The sequence below is a fragment of the Sphingomonas larreae genome, assembly GCF_051400595.1.
GTDB lineage: Bacteria > Pseudomonadota > Alphaproteobacteria > Sphingomonadales > Sphingomonadaceae > Sphingomonas.
Map to the genome: position 1 here is coordinate 389,175 of NZ_JBLFFI010000001.1, position 23,551 is coordinate 412,725.

Consider the following 23,551-nt stretch of genomic DNA (forward strand, 5'->3'; position numbering starts at 1 on the left):
TCGTTCGGTGTGATATTTATTTGACAGACGCTTGTAGGTGGTCGGACTTCGCCGCTTTGAGTAAGGCAGCGGCTTGTTGCAGGGGCGAACGGTGGCAAGGGGCGCAGATATCTCCGGGAGGGCACGTGCCGTACTCGCCGCAATTCGGCGACATGGCAGCGTCTCGCGATCCGCGCTGATCCAGCAGAGCGGCCTGTCGGGCACCGCGATCTTCCGCGCGACCGAGGAACTGGCGTCGGCCGGACTGGTGCGTGCGGGCGAAGCGGTCGCAGCAGGTCGCGGGCAGCCGAGCACCATGATCCATATCGAGCCGGAGGCAGCCTTTGCGCTGGGGCTGTCGATCATGACCGATCGTGCCGACGTGATACTGCTCGATCTGAGCGGAACCGTGCGCGCCCGGCAGGAGGTCACGCTGCCCGGCATGCCGCGCGAGGCGATCCTCGACGCGGCCGTGACGTTCGGCCGGCACGCACTGGCCGGGATGAAGATCGATCAAACCCGATTGAAGGGCCTGGGGATCGCCATGGCCGGCTTCTTCGTCTCGCCCGGCACCGTCAATCCAAGCGACGAACTGGAGGATTGGGCCTTGCTCAACCTGCGTGACGTGGCCTCGCGCCAGCTCGCGCTGCCGGTTACGGTGGAGAATATCGCTGGCGCCTCCGCCCTCGGCGAGCGCCTGCTAGGCGTCGGCTCGCGCTACCGCAGCTTCTGCTACCTGAACATCGCGGCCGGATTTGGCGCGGGCATCGTCGTCGATGGTCTGCTGATGCGTGGGCATCATGGTAATAGTGGTGAGATCGCGGGCCTGTTCCCGCTTATGGGTCGCACCACGCCGAACCTGACCACGTTGCGCGCCTGCCTCACCGATCATGGCGCGGAAACGACGGGGATCGCCGACATGGTGGCGCGGTTCAACCCCGACTGGCCCGGCGTGTCCGCGTGGCTGGAGGAACATCAGTCGTCCTTCTCCCAGATCTTCGGCGCGCTGCGTTTCACGCTCGATCCCGAGGCGCTGATCCTGGGCGGTCGGCTGCCGCGCGCCCTGGCGCAGCGGATCATCGCGGCAGCGGCATGGCCGGAGGCGGCATGGCCCGCGCGTCGCGACGTGCGGGCGCCGGCGACCCGGCTCGACGTCGCCGCTCTGCCGCCCGATCTGGCGGGACCGCTCGGTGCTGCTTCACTGGTCTTCCACGGAACGCTGTTCGACTGATCGGCAGGAAGTCCGGCACCGGGGCAAGGCTTACCCCCGCGATCGCGATCAGCGCCGCGACCATCAGCAGCGATGGCGCGGACCATGGGTCGGCCAGCGTGTCACGATAGGGCGAGAGCGCCAATGTCTGCCCCAGCAGCAGCATGGCCGCTGCCTGCGCCAGTTTGGAGACGCAGGTGAAGACGCCGACATGAGCGGAAGCGCGTTTCGTCGCCGCGCGCGCCATCATCGCTGCCCACAACATCAGCCATAATCCGCTCGCCCCGGCGCCGAAACCAAGGCCGATCATGGCAGCGCCGATCGGCGCCGCGCGCCACGACCCCAGCAGGACGATCACGGCGAGCAGCAGCAGCACCGCCGCCATCGTCAGCATGACGGATCCGCCGGTACGGCGCCGAACGGCGTTCCAGCATGGCTGGCTCACCATGCCGCAAATCGCCACCCACCATAATAAGTCCACGCCTTTGCCGGCAAACGCAGCGTAATAGGGTTCGAGCGAGCGAAAGATCGAAGACGCGATCATCATCACCGCCAACGCGGCCAGCAAGAGCGCGAAGGGAATGCGCGCTTCCTCGCCGGCTTCATCAAATGGCAGCTCCTTTGCTGGCTCGCCCGTCCATCCCCTCAGCCGCCATGCGCTCACGCAGACGAGCAGCGACACGCAGGTTGCCCAAATCAGCCAGCCGGACATGCTCGCGCCGTGGATGAGCAAAGGTGCCGCCCATATCCCCACCGCCAGGCTGGCCAGCCCCGAGACGATGTTGCGCCGTGCGAGCAGCTGGTAGCGCGCCTCGGGCCCGTGTGCGATCCAGGCCACCATCGCGTTCTGCGGCACATCGATGAAGGGATAGGCGATCCGGAACGCCATCAGCGTCGTCATCGCCCACCATGGCCGGTGCTCCATCCCGAACAACGGCGTCGCGCAGAACAGCAGGAAGAACAGGCAGGTTGCGAGTGCGGCTAGTGCCTGCCGCCGCATTGCCGTGGCGATCGTTGTCGCCATGCTGCTCCACCACAGTCCCACGGCGGCGTCCGTCACCGCATTGACCGCGAGGGACGCGGCCATCACCAACCCCATGGTGCGAGCGCCAAGCCCGCACGCCTCGGTCAGAAAGAAGCCGAACAGCAAGGTGCTGGCATGCCACAACTGACTTTTGGCAAAATGCGCGAGCAAATAGCCCCATGTGTCGGGCGGCCGAGCGGTCGCGCTTTGCCTCCTTTGCGTCACTGCCCGACCATGCAACCGATCTACCCGTTGGCTTCAAGAAGGCTGTCGCCTGACGGCAGCTTACTGTCCTTTCATGCCGGTTTTAGGTCTTCGCCTCACGGCAGACGAGCACCAACTGCATCAGCGCGACGGTCGGTCAAGCTGATTTCCCTCTTATCCAGCAAGGCTAGCAACGCCCCGCGCCAGCCCTGACCAGGATCATCGGTGACGGCAGGGCGGCGGCGGGTCGCGATCGCAGAGGGGGCGCTCGGACCGTGCAGCCTTACCAGAGCGGGCCCGCGCTCACCGGAAACAACATGATACAAAATACTTGAACTTCGGCGGGCCAGGTGCGCCAATTCGATGAGAAATACGCCAGCATCGTAACAGGGACGTCATGAGCGTCGGCCACCGGGTCTACATGGGCACCAGGGACGAAGCTCTTCCAAAGACGATCGCTCAGGCAAAGGTCACGGTACTACGCTACCGCAGCACCTGTACTGCAAGTGCGCCTGTGGGATGATCATGCAGGGAAAAGGCGCGAGCAGTACGGCTGATTAGCCGCGCTGGTGAAATTCTGAGCATAATGCAAATCTTTTGATCTTCACGCCATCAAGCTCCGAGGAGCGATGCCGCTTGCCTTGATCTTGCAGGCTTCGACGAGAACGACAAGGGGACGAATAAATGGCTCATCGTAGCAGCAACAATCTGTCGATCTCCTACCTGCTCGGTGCCGCCGTAAGCGGCCTGGCGATCCCCGCCACGGCGCAGACGGCTCCTGCTCCCGCTACGGTCGCGAGCACACGCGTGGAGGAGCAGGCCCCCGGCGAGGAGATCGTCGTCGCTGGCTATCGCCGCAGCCTGCAGGAAGCGATCGACATCAAGCGCGATACGATCGGCTTCTCCGACTCGATTGTCGCCACGGACATCGCCGACTTTCCCGAGCAGAACCTCTCGGAAGCGCTGCAGCGCGTGCCCGGCGTGACGATCGAACGCAATCGGGGCCTGGGGACGCGCGTCAACGTCCGCGGCCTGCCGAGCGAGTTCACCTTCGTGTCGATCAACAAGCTGGCGACCGCCTCTGGTTCGGGCGGCCGCGATGTCGAGTTCGAGACCTTCGCGTCGGAGCTGGTTCAGTCGGTCACGGTACAGAAGTCGCCGACCGCTCTTGACGAGGAGGGCGGCATTGCGGGCTCGGTCTATATTCGCACCGCTCGACCGTTCGACGATCCCGGCCTGCGCCTCGTCGGCAGCGTCGAGGGTGCCTATAATTCCATCTCGGAGAAGATCGACCCGAACTTCTCTTTCCTGGCCAGTCAGACCTTCGGTGATTTCGGCGTGCTCTTCTCGGCCGCGCGGCAGCAGCGCACCAATCGTACCGACTCGAACTCAGGTATCAACTTTCGCCCTATCTCGCGCTGGACCGATCGCAGCGGCAACAACCGCAACCAGGCGATCGCGGTACTGCAGCGCGACGCCGGAATCACCTTCACGGACGCCGACAAGAACCGCATCGTGTTCATCGATAAAGTGGGTGACCGCGTCTACCAGAACGATCAGGATCGGCTCGGCCTGTCCGGCTCGGTGCAATATCAGCCGAGCAAGAGCTTCAGCGTGGCACTGGACGCGTTCGTCGGCTCCTATGACACCACCGAGGACGAGTATGACGCCGCCGGCTATGCGGCCTCGAGCAACTCGACATTGCAGACGATCCACGCCTTCGATGCCAGCACGTTGCGCGATGACGGCATCACTGTGCTGCGCGACGTGTCGTACACCAACACGCAGCACGAATTCCTGAGCAAACAATATCTCAACGAGACCGATTACCGTCAGTTCGGCGGCGAACTGAACTGGGAGACCGGGCGCTGGAAGATCAACGCACTCGGTGGCTATTCCGGGGCGAAGAAGACGCGCGATTCCGCCAATTTGAAGCACGTCGCTTTTGCTCCTTCTCGCACCCGCTATACCAGGACGGGCGGCGAGACGATCCCGAGCGACGCGCCGCGCACGATCGACATGTACGACGCGCCGTCATCCTATCTTTTCGAGGCATATGAAACGACGCGCGAGCGCATCCGCGACGACAAATACGCCGCCCAGGCCAGCGCGGCCTATGACCTCACCGGCGTCGCGCCACTGCTCGAGAAGGTCACGCTCGGAGGGAGATACACCAACAAGACGAACGAGCGCCGCTACGGCGAGGAAAAGATCCAAGGGCCGACCCGCGGCAGCACCGCTTATGTCAACCGGCGCACTCTGGCCGACAGTCCGTTGCACAGCGTCACCGAGATCGTCGGCGGCAAGACCTATCAGGCGCGCGACCTGGACTGGTGGCAGGTGTCAAACGACGACGCGCGCGCCATCTTCCGCCCTGACGGTTTCGTCACGCCATTCGACGATGGCCAATATTACCGTGTTCGCGAGGAGACGATCGCCGGCTTCGCCATGCTCGATCTCAAGGTCGAGGCGCCGCTGCCGATCTTTGTCAATCTCGGCGGACGCTACCTGCGAACCACCATCCGCTCGGCGGGCTTTCACCAGGTACAGAATCCGGACGGCTCAACCGGTTACAGCGACACGCCGATCGCCAGCGGCGGTCACTACGAGAAGTTTCTGCCCTCCTTCAACGCGCATGCCGAAGTGACCGGATCCCTGTACCTGCGCGCTGCGGCCTCACAGACGCTGATCCGCCCCGCTCTCACCGATCTTGCCTATAAGCGAACCGCCAGTTTCAACGATTTCCGTTTCACTGACGGCAATCCCAACCTCAAGCCGACCTTCGCCGATCAGTGGGAGGTTGGCGCGGAACAGTATCTTGGTCGCGGCGGGATCCTGGCCGGATCCTACTTCTGGAAGAAGATCAAAGGCGTTATTCAAAACCAGCTCACCGCGGTGGTGCCCGATGTGACCAAGTACAACGCCAACGGCACGATTGACGGCGTGTATGACTTCGACGTCTACCAGCCGGTCAACGCCGAGGGTTCGTACACGATCAGCGGCGTCGAGCTCAACGCGGTGGTGCCCTTCTCGCTGCTCACCGACGGGCTCGACGGATTCGGCGTGAACGCCAATGTCACCTTCCTCGACAGCTCGCTGACGGGTCAATCGGACCTCGACATCGCCACCGCGCCGATCGGGCTCGCCGACCGGACGTACAACGCCACTGTCTTCTATGACAAAGGTCCCCTGTCGCTGCGCGTCTCGTATAACCGCAAGGGCGCCTATGTGGAGCGGATCGAGCGTAATATGTACCCGGTGTACCGCGACGCCTACGGCCAGTTCGACGTGGCGGCGAGCTACCAGCTCACGGCCAACGTCCGCGTGGAGCTGCAGGGCATCAACGTCGGCAATGCCAAGACCACCGGCTATACGATGGATCCCTCCTTTCCGACGATGTACGAATTCTCGGGCAGCCGGATCAGCCTTGGCGTGCGCGCCCAGCTCTGACGCCGCGCGACCATGCCGATGCCGCAAAATGCCGTGACCTCCAGGAGAAACACCATGTTCCCGCGCCTCGCCCTCGCCGCGCTGCTTGCCGGCACCGTTCAGCCGGCGCTGGCGCAGCACGCCGCGCCCGACCTGTCGCGCGCCGCCGCGGGCGACCTCAGCCAGCCGGGTGGCGCGCGCCGGCTGCGCGGCGACATGCGCGCCGCCTATCGCGCGCTGGCGGCGGAGGGCGAGGTGCGCAACGTCATCCTGCTGATCGGCGACGGCATGGGCGACTCCGAGATCACGCTGGCGCGCGATTACGCCGAGGGCGCCGGCGGTTACTTCAAAGGGATCGACGCGCTGCCGTTCACGGGCCAGTACACGCACTATTCGCTCGATCGCACCACGGGTAAGCCCAATTACGTGACCGACAGCGCTGCCTCGGCGACCGCCTGGGCGTCCGGTGTGAAAAGCTACAACGGTGCCATCGGCGTCGACATCCGCGGGGCTCCCCAAGCGACCCTGATCGAGCGCGCCAAGGCCGCCGGGTTCGCCACCGGGGACGTGTCCACCGCCGCGATCCAGGATGCGACGCCGGGCGCGCAACTCGCACACGTCGTCCATCGCAGCTGCTTTGCACCGGCGGAGACGAGCCGGACCTGCCCGCAGAACGCGCTAGAGCAAGGCGGCGCCGGCTCGATCACCGAGCAATTGCTGGCGACGCGCGCCGACCTCGTCCTCGGCGGCGGCGCCGAAAGCTTCGCCGAGACCGCGCGCGCCGGCGCCTACAAGGGCAAGACGCTGCTCGATCAGGCGAGCGCGCGCGGTTATCAGATCGTCCGTACCGCGGCCGAACTCGATGCCGTCGCTCGTGCGGACGCGCGGCAGCCATTGCTGGGTCTTTTTGCGCCAGGCAACATGCCGGTGCGCTGGACCGGGCCGCGCGCCACCCACCACGGCAACATCGATCGCCCGCCTGCCACCTGCCAGCCGAACGCCGAGCGCACCGCGACGACGCCGACGCTCGCGGCGATGACGAAAAAGGCGATCGCGCTGCTGCGGGGGCGATCCAAGGGCTTCTTCCTCCAGGTCGAGGGCGCCTCGATCGACAAGCAGGACCATGCCGCCGACCCGTGCGGCCAGATCGGCGAGACGGTCGACCTCGATGAAGCGGTGCAGGAGGCACTCGCCTTCGCCAAGGCGGACGGCCACACGCTGGTGATCGTCACCGCCGATCACGCCCACACCAGCCAGATCGTCGGCAACGGCACGCGCGCACCCGGCCTCACCGCCGCGCTCACGACGCGCGAAGGCAGCGTGATCACGGTCAACTACGGCACGGCCGAAGAAGGCTCACAGGGCCATACCGGTACGCAGCTTCGCATCGCCGCTTATGGCCCACGCGCCGTCAACGTGAGCGGGCTGCTCGACCAGACCGACCTGCACTATATCATTCGCCACGCCCTGCACCTAAGATGAGCGACGCGCGTCGCCGCGACCAGCTGTTGGTGCTCGTTCGATTTCAGGTGACCTGCTCCATCAGGTACAAAGGCCGTTGACCGACGCGTCGAACGCGAACGTGAGCATGGTCAGGCGGCCGGCTCGAGTTCGACCTTGATCCAGCCCGGCTGCCGCTCGTCAAACGCCTTGTACGCCTCGGGGCGGTTGTGATCCCGCCCTCTCGCAGCCGGTGCTTCGCTTAGGCGAACGATCACTATACGACATGGGGAGGACGCCGCGGTACTGATCTTAGCGCAAGAGAAGGATGAGGAAATGGTAGGGCCGGAACGAACGGCGGTGGTCACGGGTGGCAATGACGGTCTCGGGCGCGAGATGGTGCTGGCGCTGGCCCGGCGAGGCTGGGACGTGGCGTTCAACTTCCTGACGGGGGAAGATCGCGCAAAGACGCTTGTCTCGGCGGTGGAAGCGATGGGGCGGCGCGCCCTCGCGCATCGATCGGACGTCGGCGTTAAAGCTGACGTTGATGCCTTCTACGCTGCTTTGGACGCCTGGGGTGGAACCCCTGACGTTCTGGTCAACAATGCCGGGGTTCAGACATGGTCGCCGCTCCTCGAGCTCGCGGAGGAAGACTGGGACCGGGTGATCCGTACGAACCTAAAAGGCTGCTTCCTGCACACCCAGGCGGCTGCCCGGCGGATGGTAGCGGCGCACGCAGGCGGTGCCATCGTCAACCTGGGCTCTGGGTGCAACCTGCTCGCCTTCCCGCGTCTGGTCGACTACACGGCGTCCAAGGGCGGCATAGAGCAATTGACCAAAGTGTCGGCGCTCGAACTCGGGCCGTACGGCATTCGCGTCAATTGCGTGGCGCCGGGCGCCATTGAAACCGATCGCACCCGCGCCGAAGTGGACGATTATGCCGGCCGCTGGTCGCCGATCACCCCGCTTCGGCGCGTCGGCACGGTAAAGGATGTCGCTGCCGCCGTGGTCTGGTTCGCCGGGCCCGAGTCCGCCTTCGTCACCGGGCAGACCTTGCTGGTCGATGGTGGCGTGTTTTCGCAGGCGGTCTGGCCGGAATATGGCAACGCGGGTTAGCGTCTCCGTGACCATCCGGCTCCGGCCCAAGCGCCGGACCGACGCGGCGGTCCGGCAACTTGTCGTCATGCGCTAGCGTCACGGCCCGTCTTGGCCGTGAGCGGCATCACGATGCGCTATTCATCCTCGGCAGCGGCGTCTTCCTGCTCCAGTAATTGATCAACTGCCTCGCCGAGCAGGTCGAGCTGCTCCAGGGAAGCGACCAGCTCGAGCGACTCCCCGTCGTCGCTCTCGATGAGCAACAGATATTCGTCGTCCTTGGGCTCAATCGTGAACTTCGCCAATTTGGCCATGCGTCTGCTCCTTGATCCAGCGGCCGTCTAACGCGGGCCTCGCTCGCGGGATCCTGCACCATGTTCCCACACGATCGGTCGCGCGGGCGCGGCCGCCTGCGCATCGTTCCACGCGACGAGAAAGCCGGTACCTTGGTGGCAGGCCAGAGTGTCTCCGTGGTCGAGCAATCGAGGAGACGGCAAGAAGTCCAACTTGACACGGACGTTCATGAAAGAGGGCCGCTTCTACGCGCTTGCTTGGGCGCCGGCAGTTCATAACCTTGGTTGCCGATCTGCGCTTCTCTCAAGTGCCAATCGAACATGACTCCCGCCCTCCTCGTTCCGACTACGAAAAGGTATTTTAAGTGGCTGACGGAAACAAACACGACATCATCGTTATCGGCGGATCGGCTGATAGCAGCGCTGTACTGAAAGATGTCTTGAGTGACTTGCCGCGCGATCTAGGTGTTAGCGTGTTCGTCAGCACTCACATCCCCTCTCACTCTCCAAGCCTCCTTGCAGATGTTCTTGGATCTTCGTCCTCTTTGCCCGTATCGCAGGCAGTGGACGGTCAGCCGGTAGAGCGGGGTCGGGTCTATGTCGCGGCGCCGGATCGCCACCTCCTGCTGTTGAACGGAAACTTGACGAGGAGCGTGAAGTAGCTAGGCCATGGGCGAGCAGGCAGGCGCCGACCTGTCCTGCAAAGGCAGCGAGAACCCGTACGGACACGAGGCGTTCGGCCTGCGATTGTTGTGGTTTCGGGGGTTCGGCGAGGGCCGTGCGTGGGTGTGGAAGCACCAGGGCGGCGAGCCTGCCGGTCACCTGCTGGGCGCTGCCGTCCGCTCGAACGCCGCGTGAGGCGGCGTGGTGAGACGAGATCGACCTGGCGTGAGCGAGTTTTCGCCACGTTGCTGGTTCTAATCGCGCTCACGTTGATAGCGGAGCGGGCATATCGCGGGTGGTAGACTCCATCACCTCGGCATGGCGAAGGTGGCGGACGAGCGCGGCGCGTGGCTGGTAGATGTTGCCTAATGGGGAGGATGAATCTCGGCTCGATGCCAAGTCCTCGCGCCCCGATCAGCCCCTCCAGCACTCCAGGGCACCACGAGGGAAGCGAACTAGCCCCGGTCCACCCTGACGGCCCGCAATCCACAGAAATCCTGCGAAAATGCGAATGCTCGCGGGTCCCTCCGGGCCGCGAGGCGTGATCTCAGCGGCGCCGGGCCGGGTCCAACTCGCGACTGACGGCTTCGCTGCGAGCGCCGTGCTGCCGCTCGGACCTTCACGTCATCCACGGCCTGCGCCGACAAGTTCGTACGCCTACCGGAAGCTCCTCGACTGGTCAGACCCGATGCTCTGTTAGGATCGGCAGGCCGCGTTCGAGCAGCGCCAACTCGTAGACCCGGATCCCATCTCTAGAGAGTCGAGCTACGCCGAGGGGGGCTGCTCGGCTTGTGCTGGGACGACCTGGACTTGGAGGCTGGCCTCGGGAACCTCAGTGGCACGAAGGTCCACAAGCCCCGCACGGTGCCGCTGAGCGAGTGAGCTGTGGCTATCCAAAGGGACTTGGAGCGACTGCACGACCGCGTCTTCACATGTCGATTGAGAAGCTCCGGTGGCCTATGGAGAGCGCTGGCCGTAAGGCGGGCTTAGAGGGCGTTCGGTTCGACGACCTACGCCACTGCGCCGCGAGAGCCGCGAAGGACTGATCGCCCCCATTAGGCGCCGTCGGTCGAGTGAGATGGTCGTGGATGGCGGCATGTCGAGCGGGCGTGAAGGGCCTGAAGTTCTATGAGGCTTGTCACGTCCTTCAGTACGGGGGGCGGCGGGGACGGCTCAGCCCGTGGCGCCGCCCAAGAAGCGCGGGATACGGCCGATCGCCTCCGCCTTGGCCTTGATCGACGGCGGTCCGCCATAGCCCCGTGCGGTCGTGGTTGGAGCATGTCCTTGGATCGCATCGGCCATGCGCTTTCGATGCCGAGGTCGTAAGACATGAACTTGAAGAGGTGCCGCCACGCGTGGTTCGGCTGAAGGTCCGGATCGCTGATGCCGACCTCTTCTCGCACCCATTGAGCGAGTTTTTCGCCGACCTTCTTAAAGTGCCGATTGCCGTCGGCCTGCATTCGCGTCTTCGTCGGATCGTAGAAGAGCGGACCCGGCCCTTTCGCCTTCACCGCGTCAAGGAAGCCCTGCTCGATGATGTGGGAGTGCAGAGGAACCAGGCAGGCGGTCTTCGTCTTCACGGTGCCCGCCTCGGGAGTAATCCGGAGAGCCCAGACACCCTCCACCTCCTGCACGTCCTCGGCACGAAGCTGGCTGACTTCGTTCACCCGCGCACCGCTGTACGCCTGCAACCATGGTAGCCACCTACGAGCAAGAGCATGGCCTGGAGCCAAGCGGCTCTCCACCGGCTTCAGGGTTGCCGCCAGGATCGCCTCGGCCTAAAGGCGAGTTCCCTCAGCTTCACCTTCTTGGGGACGTACACCTTGACGCCTTCAGCGGGGTTGGACGGGATGAGCCGCTCATCGAGCGCGTAGGTGAGCACAGCCCGAGCAGAGGTGATGTACTTGTCTCGGACCGTCACGGGCGCCCTCACCGGCCCTTGTGCGTCGGTCTCGCTTAACAGCACGTCCCACCACTTTCTCAGGTCATCGGAGCTGACCCGAGCGGCATCATCGTGCCCCAGGAACTCGACAAGCTTGGCGATGTAGTTCCGCCATTCCGAGCGCACGGCGGGTGTCACGGACTTGGCGTCCGCATAGGCATCGAACGTCGCCAAGAGGGGCACCTTGGCCCTGAGAGGGCCCGACCTCTCGGCGACCGGCTGAGCCTCTCGATACGGTTCGAGCGGTGGCGGCGGCGTAGGCACACGCTCCCCGTCGAGGCGCTTCAGGCGCATCTCGCCCGCTTCGATCGCCGCGTCGTTGATGGCCCGGCAGAGCTGGCGGAATTCGCCGGAAGCGTCGGGGGCAAACATCTTACCTTGCGCCTCGATGAGGCCGAAGACGTCCGTGGCCCAGTGGTAGACGATCAGGTCTAGCTCACCCTGCGCCCTGAGGTGCTTCAGGAACGGCAACTCCTCCTGAAGGCGCGTCCTGGACCGCTCAGCCCACTCCGCTCGCTCGCTCCGGCCTTCACTGCTTTGAAAGCGGACCCCCAGCGCTTTCAGGTCCGCCGCTACCGAACGGCGCAACTCGGCTCCGGTCTCGTCCCACCGCGCTGCGTCGTCGTTCTCTAGCATCTCCAATCTAAAGGTCTCTGCCAACCAAGCAGATCATGGGAGCGTCAAGGACGGCAAATGCCCCATCGTGGCGGCGCAGAGCCTTGACGACGATGTCCTCGTACTGAGCCGCCGCCGCTTCGTATCGCGCCATGAAGCCGGGGGTGCTGGGAAGGCCCAAGGAGACTTTGTGCTCGCGACGGGGCGCAACGTCCTTACCGCCCGTGAAGGGTCGAAGGTGCTCCGGGAACGCTCGCCGGTCTTCGACCCGGCCTGACGGGTTGACCTTGGTGTGCTTCACGACCATCGGCATAGCAGCGTTTTTGTACCTTCGCTATGTACGCTGAAGGAGGCAAAAAGCTTGGCAAACTGTGATTCTAGCGGAAATCTCCCACTCTCGGGAGGCGTGGTGCCGCTTACAGGACTCGAACCTGTGACCCCATCATTACGAATGATGTGCTCTACCAACTGAGCTAAAGCGGCCGATCGCGCCCCGCGGGGTGCATCGTGGAGCGCGCGCTTAGCAGCGCCCTGTCGCGCTGGCAAGCGCTTCCCGCCTTTACGTGGAGTTTACCATCCGTGTTGCAGATCGGGCGTAAGCGGTCGATTCTACGGCCGTCACTGGGACGATGAGCATGGACACGCCGCGCGGTTTTGACGACCTCCGCCACGATGCCGACCCGACCGAGGGCGGAGTCGGCGAAGCCTTGCTGGCAATCGGTGGCGACGAACGTCGCATGCACGTCCGCGCCTATCATCATTGGGTGTCGCTGCTGCGCGACCGACCCTATCCCGCAATAGCCGACCTGGACCCCGCCACCATCGCCGATTTCGGCGCGAATAGTGTGCTGCTCGACTTCTCCGCCGGCGTCGAGGATCCCTCGGTACAGTTCATTGGGCGCGCGTTGCGCGAGGAATGCGGGGTCGAGCAGGCGATCGCCCGGATCAGCGATGTGCCCGCGCGCTCGCTGCTGTCGCGGCTCACCGACCATTACCTCCAGATCATCGCCAACCAGGCGCCGATCGGGTTCGAGGCCGAGTTCGTCGGCACGCGCGGCCATCCCACCTTGTACCGCGGCATCCTGATGCCCTTCTCGTCAGACGGCACCACGATCGACTTCATCTACGGCGTGATCAACTGGAAGGAACTGGTCGGCGCTGGTGCGCAGGCGGCGCTCGATCGCGAACTGGCCGACGTGGTGCACGCGCCGAGACACGATCCGGTGCCCGCGGCGATCTGGGCGGACGGGCCCGGCGCCGACGTCACACCGCTCGCGCCGGTCGACTGGCCCGAGGCAACCGCCGGCGCGACGCTCGACGAGCGGTTGGTGGCGGCACGGGAGAGTGCCGCCGCGGCGCAGGCAGCGGCGGCGCGGAGCCACACTGCCTTGTATCGCGCGCTCGGTCGCGCGCATGATTTCGCGCTGGCGGCGGTGGACGATGCGCCCCGGCTCGCCGCCTTGCTCGAGGAAGCGGCGATCCGCGTGCAGGCGCGCGCACCGATGACCGCGATCGCCAAGCTGATCTTCGGCGTGGCCCACGACAAGACTCGGTCGACCGAAGTCGCCACCGTCCTCGCCTGGGCGGCGCGCACCGGCGTCGCCGAGGGCGAACTCGCCCGCGTGCTCGACGCGACCGAGGGTGGCATCAAGCGGATCGTCGCGGACGAGCGCGCCGCACGCCGTCCCGTCCCGCGCCCCGCCGCCCCGCTACACGCGCGCGCTGCGCTCGCCGAAGTCGCGCTCGACAGCGGGCTCGCCGAGGGCGCGCCGGTGGTGCTGCTCGGCCGCGCGGTGGCGGGCGGCATCGCGGTGATCGGCACGATCGGCGACGACGCGCGGCTCGCCGCGCAGGTGCTGCGCCGGCTCGGCTGAGCCGAGGGGTTGAGCTAGGCCCAGGGGCGGCGCATAGCGCAGCTATGGTCGAGAAGTCTCTGCAGAAACTGTCTGCCGCGCTCGCCGCGCGGCTCACCCATCGCGCATTGCCGGGCGAGATTGCCGGTTTCGGCGAGGACAAGCAGGCGGAGGCAGCGGCCTTTCTCGCCGAGACCGCGGCGCATCGCGCCCCCGGCACCGCCGCGCTCGCGTTGGAGCAATTGCCGGGCGACGGTGCGCGTCGCCGGATGCGGCTCGCGATCGTCAACGATGACATGCCGTTCCTGGTCGACTCGGTCGCCGCCGCGATCGGCGATCGCGACATCGCGGTCGATCGCGTGATCCATCCGGTGATCCGCGTCGCGCGCGACGCGGCCGGCACGCTGATGGCGATCGAGGAAGCGGGTGGCAGCGCCGAGTCGATGATCTACGTCGAGCTCGAGCGCGTCGACGCCAAGGATCGCCGCGCGCTGATCGACGAGATCGAGCGGCTGCTGCAGGACGTGCGCCTCGCGGTAAGCGACTGGCGCCAGATGCAGGCCGCGCTCGCCGCAGACGCCGGCATGCTGGACGACACCGGGCATGACCCGGAGGGCGCCAACCTGTTGCGCTGGTTCCTTGATCGCCACTTCACCCTGCTGGGCCAGGAGCGCTGGCACGCCGACGGCCATGCCGACGCCGCCGCGCCGCTCGGTATCGCGCGCAACGCACATGACGTGCCGATCCTCGCCGAGCGCTCGCGCCGGCTCGCAATCGACTTTTTCGCGGCGGGAAACAGCGCGCCCCTGCTGCTCAAGTCGAGCCTGATCTCGCCGGTGCACCGCCGCGTTCCGCTCGACCTGCTGGTGGTGCCGCTGGCCACGGCGGGTAAGGTGACCGGCCTGTCGATCCACGCCGGGCTGTGGACCTCCGCCGCGCTCAACGCGCCGCCGCGCAGCGTTCCCGTGCTGCGTCAAAGGCTCGCCGCGAGCGAGGCCAAGTTCGGCTTCGACCCCGCCGGCCACACCGGCAAGGCGCTGACCCATGCGATCGCCACGCTCCCGCACGACCTGATGATCGCGGTCGACGCGGCATCGATGGAGGAGCTGGCGCTCACCGCGATGAGCCTGGCGGACCGGCCGCGGCCCAAGCTGGTGCTGGTCCCCTCGCCGCTCGGCCGCCATCTTTATGCCTTTGTGTGGCTGCCGCGCGACGAGCTGACCACCGCACGCCGCGTCGCGATCGGCGACATGCTTGCCGAGGAGGCCAATGGCCAGATCCTCAACTGGACCACCAGCGTCGAGGACAGCCGCACCGCGCTGCTGCGCTACACCATCGACCTGCGCGGCGCCGGACGCCTGCCCGACGCGTCGCTGCTCGACGCGCGGCTGGAGAAGATGGTGCGCGGTTGGGCGCCCTCGATCGAGGCCGCGCTCGCCGACGAGGTCGGGCCGGCACGCGCGGCGCGGCTGGCGCTGCGCCACGCCGCGGCCTTCCCGCCGCGCTATCGCACCGGCGCGACACCCGACGAAGCGGCGCGCGACATCGTGTCGATCGCCAACCTCGTCGACGACGCCGATCGCGAGGTCCGCTTCACCGCGGGCGGCGATGGCATGCTCCACCTCAAGGTCTATCGCCGGGGTGGGCCGCTGGCGCTGTCCGACGCGGTACCCGCGCTGGAGCATTTTGGCTTCCGTGTGATCGAGGAGATGCCGACTGCGCTGACCGACGAGGAGCGCTCGTCGATCCACGACTTCACGCTCGAGACCAGAGCGGACGTGCCGGCGGTGCTCGCCGCCGCGGAGACGCTGCAGGAAGCGATCGCGCAGGTGCTGGAGGGACGCGCCGAGGACGACGGCTTCAACCGCCTGATGCTCGAGGCGGGGCTGTCGCCCTCCGCGGTGGTGCTGTTCCGCGCCTGGTTCCGCTACCTGCGCCAGGCCGGCATGAGCTATGGCATGGCGACCGTGGTGGAGACGCTCACGCGCGCCCGCACGGTGACGCAGGCGTTGGTCGACCTGTTCGCCGCGCGCCACGATCCCGCGCGCACCGGCGACCCGGCGGCTGCGACCGCGGCGATCGACGCCGGGCTCGATGCGATCACCGGCATCGACGACGACCGCATCCTGCGCGCCTTTCGCGCGGTGATCGAGGCAACGCTGCGCACCAATGCATACACCGCCGCGGCGCGGGAGGCGCTGGCGTTCAAGCTCGACAGCGCCAAAATACCGGGCCTGCCCGCACCGCTGCCGTGGCGCGAGATCTGGGTCTATTCGCCGCGGGTCGAGGGCATTCACCTCCGCGCCGGGCCGGTCGCGCGCGGTGGGCTGCGCTGGTCCGACCGGCGCGACGATTTCCGCACCGAGATCCTCGGGCTGATGAAGGCGCAGCGCGTCAAGAACGCCGTGATCGTGCCGACCGGCGCCAAGGGCGGCTTCTATGCCAAGCAGCTGCCCGCGCCGTCCAGCCGTGACGCGTGGCTGGCGGAGGGCACCGAAGCCTATCGCATCTTCATCCGCACCTTGCTCTCGATCACGGACAATATCGTCGGCGGCGAGGTGGTCCATCCTGCCGATGTCGTCATCCACGACGGTGAGGATCCGTATTTCGTCGTTGCTGCCGACAAGGGCACCGCGACCTTCAGCGACATCGCCAATGCGATCGCGCTCGAGCGCGGCTTCTGGCTCGGCGACGCCTTCGCCAGCGGCGGGTCGCACGGATACGATCACAAGGCGATGGGGATCACCGCCAAGGGCGCCTGGGTCTCGGTGCAGCGCCATTTCGCCGAGCGCGGCGTCGACGTCCAGTCGCAGCCGATCCGTGTCGTCGGCTGCGGCGACATGTCGGGCGACGTGTTCGGCAACGGCATGCTGCTGTCCAAGGCGGTCAAGCTGGTCGCCGCCTTCGATCACCGCCACATCTTCCTCGACCCCGACCCGGACGCGGCGGCGAGCTGGGCCGAACGCGAGCGCCTGTTCGCGCTGCCGCGATCGAGCTGGGCTGACTATGACACCGCGCTGATCTCGCCGGGGGGTGGCGTGTTCGCGCGCGACATGAAATCCATCCCGCTCTCGCCCGAGGTGCGTGCCGCGCTGGGGGTGTCGGCGGACCGGCTCGAGCCGGCCGCGCTGATCGCCGCGATCCTCAAGAGCCCTGTCGACCTGATCTGGTTCGGCGGCATCGGCACCTATGTGAAGGCCGCGTCCGAGAACAATGCCACGGTCGGCGATCCCGCCAACGACCGGCTGCGCGTCGACGCCGAGGAGCTGCGCGCCACCGCGATCGGCGAGGGCGCGAACCTCGGCGTCACCCAGGCAGCGCGGATCGCCTTTGCCGCACGTGGGGGCCGGATCAACACCGACTTCATCGACAATTCGGCCGGCGTCGACTGCTCGGACAATGAGGTCAATATCAAGATCGCGCTCAACCGCGAGATGATCGAGGGGCGGCTCGCGTTCGAGGACCGCAACGCGTTGCTCGGCGCGATGACCGACGACGTCGCGCGGCTGGTGCTGGAGGACAATCGCCTTCAGACGCTTGCGCTGTCGATCGCCGAGGGCGGCGGGGTGCAGGCACTGCCCAGCTACGTCCGGCTGATCGAGGTGTTCGAGGAAGGCGGCCGGCTCGACCGCCGCGTCGAGGGACTTGGCAGCAACACGGATTTGCTTCGTCGCAGCAGCGACGCGCGCGGGCTGACGCGCCCCGAGCTGGCGGTGCTGCTCGCCACCGCGAAGCTGGCGCTGCAGGACGCGATCGAGCACGCGACGCTGAGCGACGATCCCGCGCTAGCGGACGATCTCAACGCGGCGTTCCCGCCGGCGATGCGCGAGCGCTTCGCCGCGGCGATCGACGCCCACCGGTTGCGGCCGCAGATCGTCGCCACCAAGCTGGCCAATCGCATCATCAACCGCATCGGCATCCTTCACCCGTTCGAGCTGGCCGAGGAGGAAGGCGCGACGCTGGCCGACATTGCCGCGATGTTCGTCGTGGTGGAGCGCCAGTTCGGGCTCGCCGCTCTGTGGCAGACGATCGAGACCGCGCCGATGCCCGAGAGTGGGCGGCTGGCGCTGTTCGAGGAAGTTGCGGTGGCGGTGCGGTCACAGATCGCCGACCTGCTGCGTACCGCGGCGCCCGCCACACCGCCGTCGGCGATCCTGGCGCGGCTCTCCGCCGGGATCGAGCGGCTTGACGCCGCCACCGGGGAGTTGCTGCTCGACGAGGCGCGCGCGCACTCGCGTCGCATCGCCGAGACGCTGGAGCAGACGGGTGCGCCGCACGATCTCGCCACCCAGGTTGTGCGTCTGTTCGAGTTGGACGGCGCGATCGGCCTCGCCGACCTGGGACAGCGCGCCGGCATCGACGAAACGCGGCTCGCGCGCGCCTTCACCCGGCTGGGACAAGCGCTCGGGCTCGACTGGGCGCAATCCACCGCCACCCGCATCGGCTCGAGTGATCCATGGGAGCGGCTGCTGATCGCGGGGCTGGCGCGCGACTTCCAGCAGTTGCGGCTCGACTTCCTCGGACGTGGCGGGAGCGGCGACCCGGAGGCGCTGGTCGGCGAATGGCTCGCGCGCAACGAGGCGCGGGTGAGGCAATTTCGCTCCGTGATCGAGCGCGCCCGTAACGCGCAGGCGCCCAATGCCGCGATGCTGGCGCAGATCGCAAGCCAGGCGCGCGTGCTGCTGGGGCGGTAGGACAGTGGAGCCGGGGATGGTGGGGCTTACAGGAACCCCAGGGTGTGGTGCACCGTCATCCCGGGCTCGCTCCGGGATGACGGGAGGTGATCAGCGTTCCACGACTTCATAGAGAGACTCTGCAAGCAGAGGGGTCGCGCCGCAGGCCCCACGGGGAGACGGACGAGTACGCGGTCATTTCCCGCGAACGACATCCTTCCGTCGCGCTGGGCCCGACACTTCTGTCGTCCACAGGGCGACCGGCCGTCCGCCGCCCTCAGTGCGGCACTGCGCCCAGCTCCACGCCGGTCTTGTCGTGCAGCGCGAAGCGGTCGATCAGGTCGGCGCTCGCGCGATTATAGCCGATCACCTCGACCTTGCGACCGTCACGTCGCAGCCGCGCCACCACCTTGTCGAGCGCGGCCACGCCGGAAATGTCCCAGAAATGCGCGCCACCCACGTCGATCGTGACGTGCCGCGCGCGATCCTCGATCTGGAACGCGCGGGTGAAGCGCTCGACCGAGGCGAAGAAGATCTCGCCAGTCACGCGGTACACCGCAGTGTCGCCGGCCGGCTCGCGCTCCACCGCGAACAGGCGTTGCACCTTGCTGGCAAAAAAGATGCCCGACAGCAGCACGCCGGCAAGCACACCGAGCGACAAATCGCGCGTCGCCACCACGACCGCGACCGTCACCAACATCACCACCGACGAGGTCGGCGGGTGGCGGCGGAGGTTGGCGATCGAATTCCAGCTGAACGTCCCGATCGACACCATGATCATCACCGCGACCAGCGCGGGCATCGGCACGCGCCCCACCCAAGGGCCCAGCACCGCGAGCAGGAACAGCAGGAACACGCCCGCCACGAACGTGGACAATCGCCCGCGCCCGCCCGAGGTCACGTTGATCACCGACTGGCCGATCATCGCGCAGCCGCCCATGCCGCCAAAGAGCGCCGATACGATGTTGGCGCCCCCCTGCCCCGCACATTCGCGGCGCTTGTCGCTCTCGCTGTCGGTCATGTCGTCGACAATCTGCGCGGTGAGCAGCGACTCGAGCAGGCCGACCGCGGCCATCGTCAGCGAGAAGGGCAGGATGATGCGCAGCGTCTCCAGCGTCAGCGGGACGTGCGGCACGGTGAGCACGGGCAGCCCGGCGGGCAGCTTGCCCATGTCGCCGACCGTGCGGACGTGGAGGCCAAGCGCGATGCTCAGCGTGCTGAGCACGAGGATCGCGACGAGCGGCGACGGCACCGCCCTGGTCAGTCGCGGCAGGCCGTAGATGATCGCCAGCGCCCCCGCGACCATCGCGTAGGTCGGCCAGCCGACACCGGTGAGCTGCGGCAACTGCGCGAGGAAGATGAGAATGGCCAGCGCGTTGACGAAGCCGGTGATGACCGAGCGCGAGACGAACTGCATCACCAGCTCGAGCCGCAACAGTCCCGCGACGATCTGGATCAGCCCCATCAGGATCGTGGCGGCGAGGAGATAGTCGACGCCATGCGCGCGCACGAGCGGACCGACCACCACTGCCACCGCGGCGGTGGCGGCGGAGATCATGCCGGGTCGGCCGCCGATCAGCGCGATCGTCATTGCGATCGCCACCGAGGCGTAGAGACCGACGCGCGGGTCGACCCCGGCAATGATCGAGAATCCGATAGCCTCGGGGATCAGCGCGAGCGCGACGACGATCCCCGCCATGATGTCGCGTCGGGCAGCCGCGTCGTCAGTGAACCACTGGCGACGGTAATTATGAAGGTCGAATGTCATCGTTGATCCACAACAGGGCACGGCGCCACGATGGGCGCATCAGGGTCAGTGCGTGTTGTTGTCCGGCGGATCGGCGGCCGGAAGAGCCACCCGGGATCTCACCGGGTCCATGCGAATGCGCGTCCGCTTAGCCGCGGCGCCCGACGAACGCAACCGCCACGGCGAATAGCGACGCGCGTCCGCGATCGCTCAGGCGTCCGCCCAGCGGCGCAGCAGGTTGTGATAGACGCCCGTGAGCCGCACGGTCGCGCTCGCGCCCTGCCCCTGCGCGGCCGCCACCTCCTGCACACCCTGATCAAGCTCGAACAGCAGGCGCCGCGCGCCGTCGTCGCGCACCATCGACTGGATCCAGAAGAAACTCGCGACGCGTACGCCCCGCGCCACCGCCTCAACACGATGGAGGCTGGAGGCGGGATAGAGCACCATATGGCCCGCGGGCAGCTTGACGCGCTGTTCGCCGAACTGGTTCTCAATCACCAGCTCGCCGCCATCGTAGCTGTCCGGCTCGGCAAGGAAGAGCGTCGCCGAGAGATCGGAGCGCAGGCGAAAGTCGCTGCCGCGCCGCAGCCGGATGGCGTTATCGACGTGGAGGCCGAAGTCCTGCCCCCCGGCGTAGCGGTTGAACAGCGGGGGCCACACCTTCAGCGGGAGCGCCGCGGCGACGAACAAGGGGGTGCGGCCGAGCGCGTCGAGCACGATCGCGCCGGCCTCGCGCGCCGCCGCGCTCTCTTCGGGCAGCTGTTCGTTGCGCTTGGCAAGCGCCGCCTGCGGCCCCGAAGTCGCGTTGCCGTCGACCCACTCGGCGCGGTCGATCAGCGCGCGCACGCGGGCGAGCGCGGCGGCGTCAAGCACCTCGGGGATCGCGATCAGCATGGCGACGCTTCTACCCGCGTCAGAACCGGTAGAACAGGCTGAGCACCGCCTGCCGCCGGTCTCCAGGCATCGCCCAGCCGCCGGTGACCACACCGGTGGTCGCGTTGACGTTGTTGCGGACGTTGGTGAGATACTTTTCGTCGGTGAAGTTCTGGACGTTGAGCTGAAGCGTCACGTTTTCGCGAAAGGTATAGCCGACATAGGCGCGGTGGATCAGGTAATCGTTCACCTCCAGCGGCGTGGCGTTGGCCACCGTCGGAACGTAGGTGGTGAAGCGGCCCTGGTACGTCAGGCCGTAGCCCAGCTCGAGCCCGAAGGGCAGCTTGTAGGTGGTGAACAGGCTACCCGAGTGCGGCGGTGTCTGCACCAGCGCGAAACCGCGCTGCGGGTCCGGGTTCGCGACGCTGTTGCCGCACCCCGTCGCGCCGGGCGAGCCCAGGCAGTAATTCGAGACCGACTGGCGCACCTCGCTGTCGAGATAGGTGTAATTGGCGAAGATCGTCCACGCCGGCGTGATGCTGCCGGACAGGCCAAGCGCGATGCCATCGACGCGGCTGCGACCGTCGAGCACCTGGATGGTCGGCAGCGCAGGGTCGTTCGAGGGAATGCGGTAATTGGTACGCTCGTTGCGGAACACCGCGGCGGTGAGTTCGAGCTTGCGCGCGAACAGCCCCGCCTTGATCCCGGCCTCATAGTTTTTCGCGGTCTCCGGCGCGACGTCGCAGGTATCGGTCACCACCGCGCCCGAGACGCTGACGCATCCCGCGCGGACGCTCGCCGACGATGGTGTCCGCGAATTGCCATAGCCCGCGTAGAGGCTCACATCCTGCACGGGGTGCACCACCGCGCCGATGCGCCAGGAGAACAGCCGCTCGTCGTTCACCTGTCGCAGCAGCGCCGCGTTGGGCTGCGTCACCCCGGGCGCAAGCACCGTGAGCGGTACGGCGCGGAAGGTGGCGCGCTGCCGTTCCCACCGCGCTCCGCCGTTGAGCTCGAAGAAGCGGCCAAGTTCGAGCGTGTCGAACGCGTAGACAGCGACATTTCCGCTGGTGGAGCGCGAATGGGCGGTCGTCACATAGTTGATCGGCCCGCGATAGGTGGTGTCCGGATCCGAGATCGACAGCGCCGGCAGCGGCGTGGTCGCCGCGCCATTGGCGTTGCGCAGCAGCGACCCGGTGACGATCGCATAATCCTCCACCAGCGCGGAGACGCCCAGGTTCGCGACGTTGCGGATCCCGCCCTTCGCGCCATGCTCCAGCCGCAGATCGGTCTGGTTGGCGAGCAGCTGGTTCTCCTGGTCGCGAACCAGGCCGCGCGGCCCCGACGGCAGCCATTGCCCCGGCGCGAGCCCGGTCGGGCAGACCAGCCCGGTGACGTCGCTGGCGCTGGTCGCGACCGGCTGCCTGCCGGTGGTGTCAAGGCAGAAGGTGCCCTGTGGCGCACTGGTCACGCTATACTGGCCGACGCGCTGCCAGCGCGACAGGTTGCGCACCGAGACATGGTCGCTCACCGCGTGGCGCAGCGTCACCGTCAGGCGGTCGACCGTCACGTCCTGCCGGTCGAGGTTGCGATACCCGTAATAGTCGCTGCGATCGATGCCGGGCAGAATGCCGTTCGCCGCGGTGCCGCGATAATACGGCACGCCATAAAGCGGCGTGCTCTCGTCCTCCTGATGAAGATAGGCGATCGTCAGGCTGGTCGGCCCGCCCACCCCGATCGTCACCGCGGGCGCGATGCCCCAGCGCTTGTACTTCTCCACGTCACGACCGGGCACGTCATTATGGTGGTACATCGCGTTGAGCCGCACCGCGATATCGTCGGTGACACGCTCATTGGCGTCGAGCGCCGCGCGGTAGTAATTGTCGGTGCCGAGCGCGGCCTGCGCGATCGTCAGATCCTCGGCAAGCGGCTCCTTGCTGACGAGATTGATCGTCCCGCCGACCGAGCCCGAGCCGTTGAAGACCGAATTGGCGCCATTGTAGACCTCGATCTGCTGGAGGTTGAACGGATCGGTGCGGCTATATTGCGCGCTGTCGCGGACGCCGTCGACGGTGAGGTCATTGCTCGCCGAATAGCCGCGCAGGTTGATCGAGTCGCCGTAACCGCCGCCGCCTTCGCCCGCGCCGAAGGTGATGCCGGGGATGATCTGGAGCGCGTCCCGCAGAGTCATGAGGTTCTGCTTGCGCAGCACCTGCTCGGGGATAACCGTGATGGTCTGCGGCGTGTCGATCAGCGCCGCAGTCGCCTTGGGGCTCTCCACCCGGACCGGCGCATCGGCCTTCCCGGTAACGACGACATCGTCACGCTCGATCGCAGCTCGACCATCCTGCGCGGTAGCACCGGCCGCGCGGGCAGGCGCTTCGGCGGCGGCGGGCGCGGTGGCGATGAACCCGATGCATGACAGCGCCAGGAATGGCGCGGACGACGACGACATAAGCTGATCCCCTTTTGTTGAGGTTCAGCTATTGCGAAACACTCGCACCGTCAATG

Annotated in this window: 15 protein-coding genes, 1 tRNA gene, 1 pseudogene and 1 other annotated feature; of the genes and pseudogenes, 8 read left to right on the forward strand and 9 right to left on the reverse strand. The window is 66.8% G+C overall.

Features of this window, described 5'->3' with window-relative positions; translation table 11 throughout:
* Positions 1-343: 343 nt before the first annotated feature.
* A pseudogene (locus ACMGDM_RS01670) lies at positions 344-787 on the forward strand (ROK family protein); the annotation flags it as partial.
* A gap of 268 nt (positions 788-1,055) precedes the next feature.
* On the opposite strand, the gene ACMGDM_RS01675 reads toward ACMGDM_RS01670, so the two are convergent.
* Positions 1,056-2,384 (reverse strand): MFS transporter, encoded by a 1,329-nt coding sequence (locus ACMGDM_RS01675; protein WP_436802404.1) that lies wholly within the window; start codon positions 2,382-2,384, stop codon positions 1,056-1,058.
* Positions 2,385-3,101: 717 nt separating this feature from the next.
* Here ACMGDM_RS01675 and ACMGDM_RS01680 point away from each other — a divergent pair.
* The 3 genes from ACMGDM_RS01680 to ACMGDM_RS01690 all read left to right on the forward strand — a co-directional run bounded on the left by ACMGDM_RS01680 (position 3,102) and on the right by ACMGDM_RS01690 (position 8,402).
* On the forward strand, positions 3,102-5,867 hold the full coding sequence (locus ACMGDM_RS01680; protein ID WP_436802405.1) for a TonB-dependent receptor: 2,766 nt from the start codon (positions 3,102-3,104) through the stop codon (positions 5,865-5,867).
* A gap of 54 nt (positions 5,868-5,921) precedes the next feature.
* Complete coding sequence (phoA, locus tag ACMGDM_RS01685; RefSeq protein WP_436802406.1) at positions 5,922-7,328, forward strand: alkaline phosphatase; 1,407 nt, start codon at positions 5,922-5,924, stop codon at positions 7,326-7,328.
* A 294-nt stretch (positions 7,329-7,622) separates the two neighbouring features.
* Positions 7,623-8,402, forward strand: coding sequence for an SDR family NAD(P)-dependent oxidoreductase (locus ACMGDM_RS01690; protein ID WP_436802407.1), 780 nt, complete (start codon positions 7,623-7,625; stop codon positions 8,400-8,402).
* A 116-nt stretch (positions 8,403-8,518) separates the two neighbouring features.
* Here the strand turns inward: ACMGDM_RS01690 and ACMGDM_RS01695 are convergent, their stop codons facing one another.
* Positions 8,519-8,695: a hypothetical protein gene (locus tag ACMGDM_RS01695; protein WP_436802408.1), complete on the reverse strand. Its 177-nt coding sequence runs from the start codon at positions 8,693-8,695 to the stop codon at positions 8,519-8,521.
* Positions 8,696-9,039: 344 nt separating this feature from the next.
* Here ACMGDM_RS01695 and ACMGDM_RS01700 point away from each other — a divergent pair, with 344 nt between their 5' ends.
* Positions 9,040-9,336 carry a chemotaxis protein CheB gene (locus tag ACMGDM_RS01700; protein ID WP_436802409.1) on the forward strand — a complete coding sequence of 99 codons (297 nt, stop codon included), beginning with the start codon at positions 9,040-9,042 and terminating at the stop codon, positions 9,334-9,336.
* 7 nt (positions 9,337-9,343) lie between these two features.
* Positions 9,344-9,532, forward strand: a complete 189-nt coding sequence (locus ACMGDM_RS01705; RefSeq protein ID WP_436802410.1) for a hypothetical protein — start codon at positions 9,344-9,346, stop codon at positions 9,530-9,532.
* A gap of 860 nt (positions 9,533-10,392) precedes the next feature.
* Here the strand turns inward: ACMGDM_RS01705 and ACMGDM_RS01710 are convergent.
* The 4 genes from ACMGDM_RS01710 to ACMGDM_RS01725 all read right to left on the reverse strand — a co-directional run bounded on the left by ACMGDM_RS01710 (position 10,393) and on the right by ACMGDM_RS01725 (position 12,377).
* On the reverse strand, positions 10,393-11,004 hold the full coding sequence (locus tag ACMGDM_RS01710) for a site-specific integrase (protein WP_436802411.1): 612 nt from the start codon (positions 11,002-11,004) through the stop codon (positions 10,393-10,395).
* A gap of 83 nt (positions 11,005-11,087) precedes the next feature.
* Complete coding sequence (locus ACMGDM_RS01715) at positions 11,088-11,915, reverse strand: hypothetical protein (protein WP_436802412.1); 828 nt, start codon at positions 11,913-11,915, stop codon at positions 11,088-11,090.
* A gap of 7 nt (positions 11,916-11,922) precedes the next feature.
* Complete coding sequence (locus ACMGDM_RS01720) at positions 11,923-12,207, reverse strand: hypothetical protein (RefSeq protein ID WP_436802413.1); 285 nt, start codon at positions 12,205-12,207, stop codon at positions 11,923-11,925.
* 94 nt (positions 12,208-12,301) lie between these two features.
* Positions 12,302-12,377 (reverse strand) — tRNA-Thr (locus ACMGDM_RS01725).
* 152 nt (positions 12,378-12,529) lie between these two features.
* Between ACMGDM_RS01725 and ACMGDM_RS01730 the strand changes: the two genes are divergently transcribed.
* Positions 12,530-13,768, forward strand: a complete 1,239-nt coding sequence (locus ACMGDM_RS01730; RefSeq protein ID WP_436803607.1) for a PAS domain-containing protein — start codon at positions 12,530-12,532, stop codon at positions 13,766-13,768.
* A gap of 44 nt (positions 13,769-13,812) precedes the next feature.
* Positions 13,813-18,441 (forward strand): NAD-glutamate dehydrogenase, encoded by a 4,629-nt coding sequence (locus tag ACMGDM_RS01735; protein ID WP_436802414.1) that lies wholly within the window; start codon positions 13,813-13,815, stop codon positions 18,439-18,441.
* Positions 18,442-18,697: 256 nt separating this feature from the next.
* Here the strand turns inward: ACMGDM_RS01735 and ACMGDM_RS01740 are convergent, their stop codons facing one another.
* The 3 genes from ACMGDM_RS01740 to ACMGDM_RS01750 all read right to left on the reverse strand — a co-directional run bounded on the left by ACMGDM_RS01740 (position 18,698) and on the right by ACMGDM_RS01750 (position 23,495).
* Complete coding sequence (locus tag ACMGDM_RS01740; protein WP_436802415.1) at positions 18,698-20,188, reverse strand: SulP family inorganic anion transporter; 1,491 nt, start codon at positions 20,186-20,188, stop codon at positions 18,698-18,700.
* 56 nt (positions 20,189-20,244) lie between these two features.
* Positions 20,245-20,300 (reverse strand) — a sequence feature (sul1 is cis-regulatory element that is thought to sense ions involved in sulfur or methionine metabolism; They are found in Alphaproteobacteria).
* 77 nt (positions 20,301-20,377) lie between these two features.
* The gene (locus ACMGDM_RS01745; protein ID WP_436802416.1) at positions 20,378-21,061 is read right to left on the reverse strand and encodes a Fe2+-dependent dioxygenase; all 684 of its coding nucleotides are present in this window, start codon (positions 21,059-21,061) and stop codon (positions 20,378-20,380) included.
* A 19-nt stretch (positions 21,062-21,080) separates the two neighbouring features.
* Positions 21,081-23,495, reverse strand: coding sequence for a TonB-dependent receptor (locus ACMGDM_RS01750; RefSeq protein WP_436802417.1), 2,415 nt, complete (start codon positions 23,493-23,495; stop codon positions 21,081-21,083).
* Positions 23,496-23,551 lie beyond the last annotated feature (56 nt).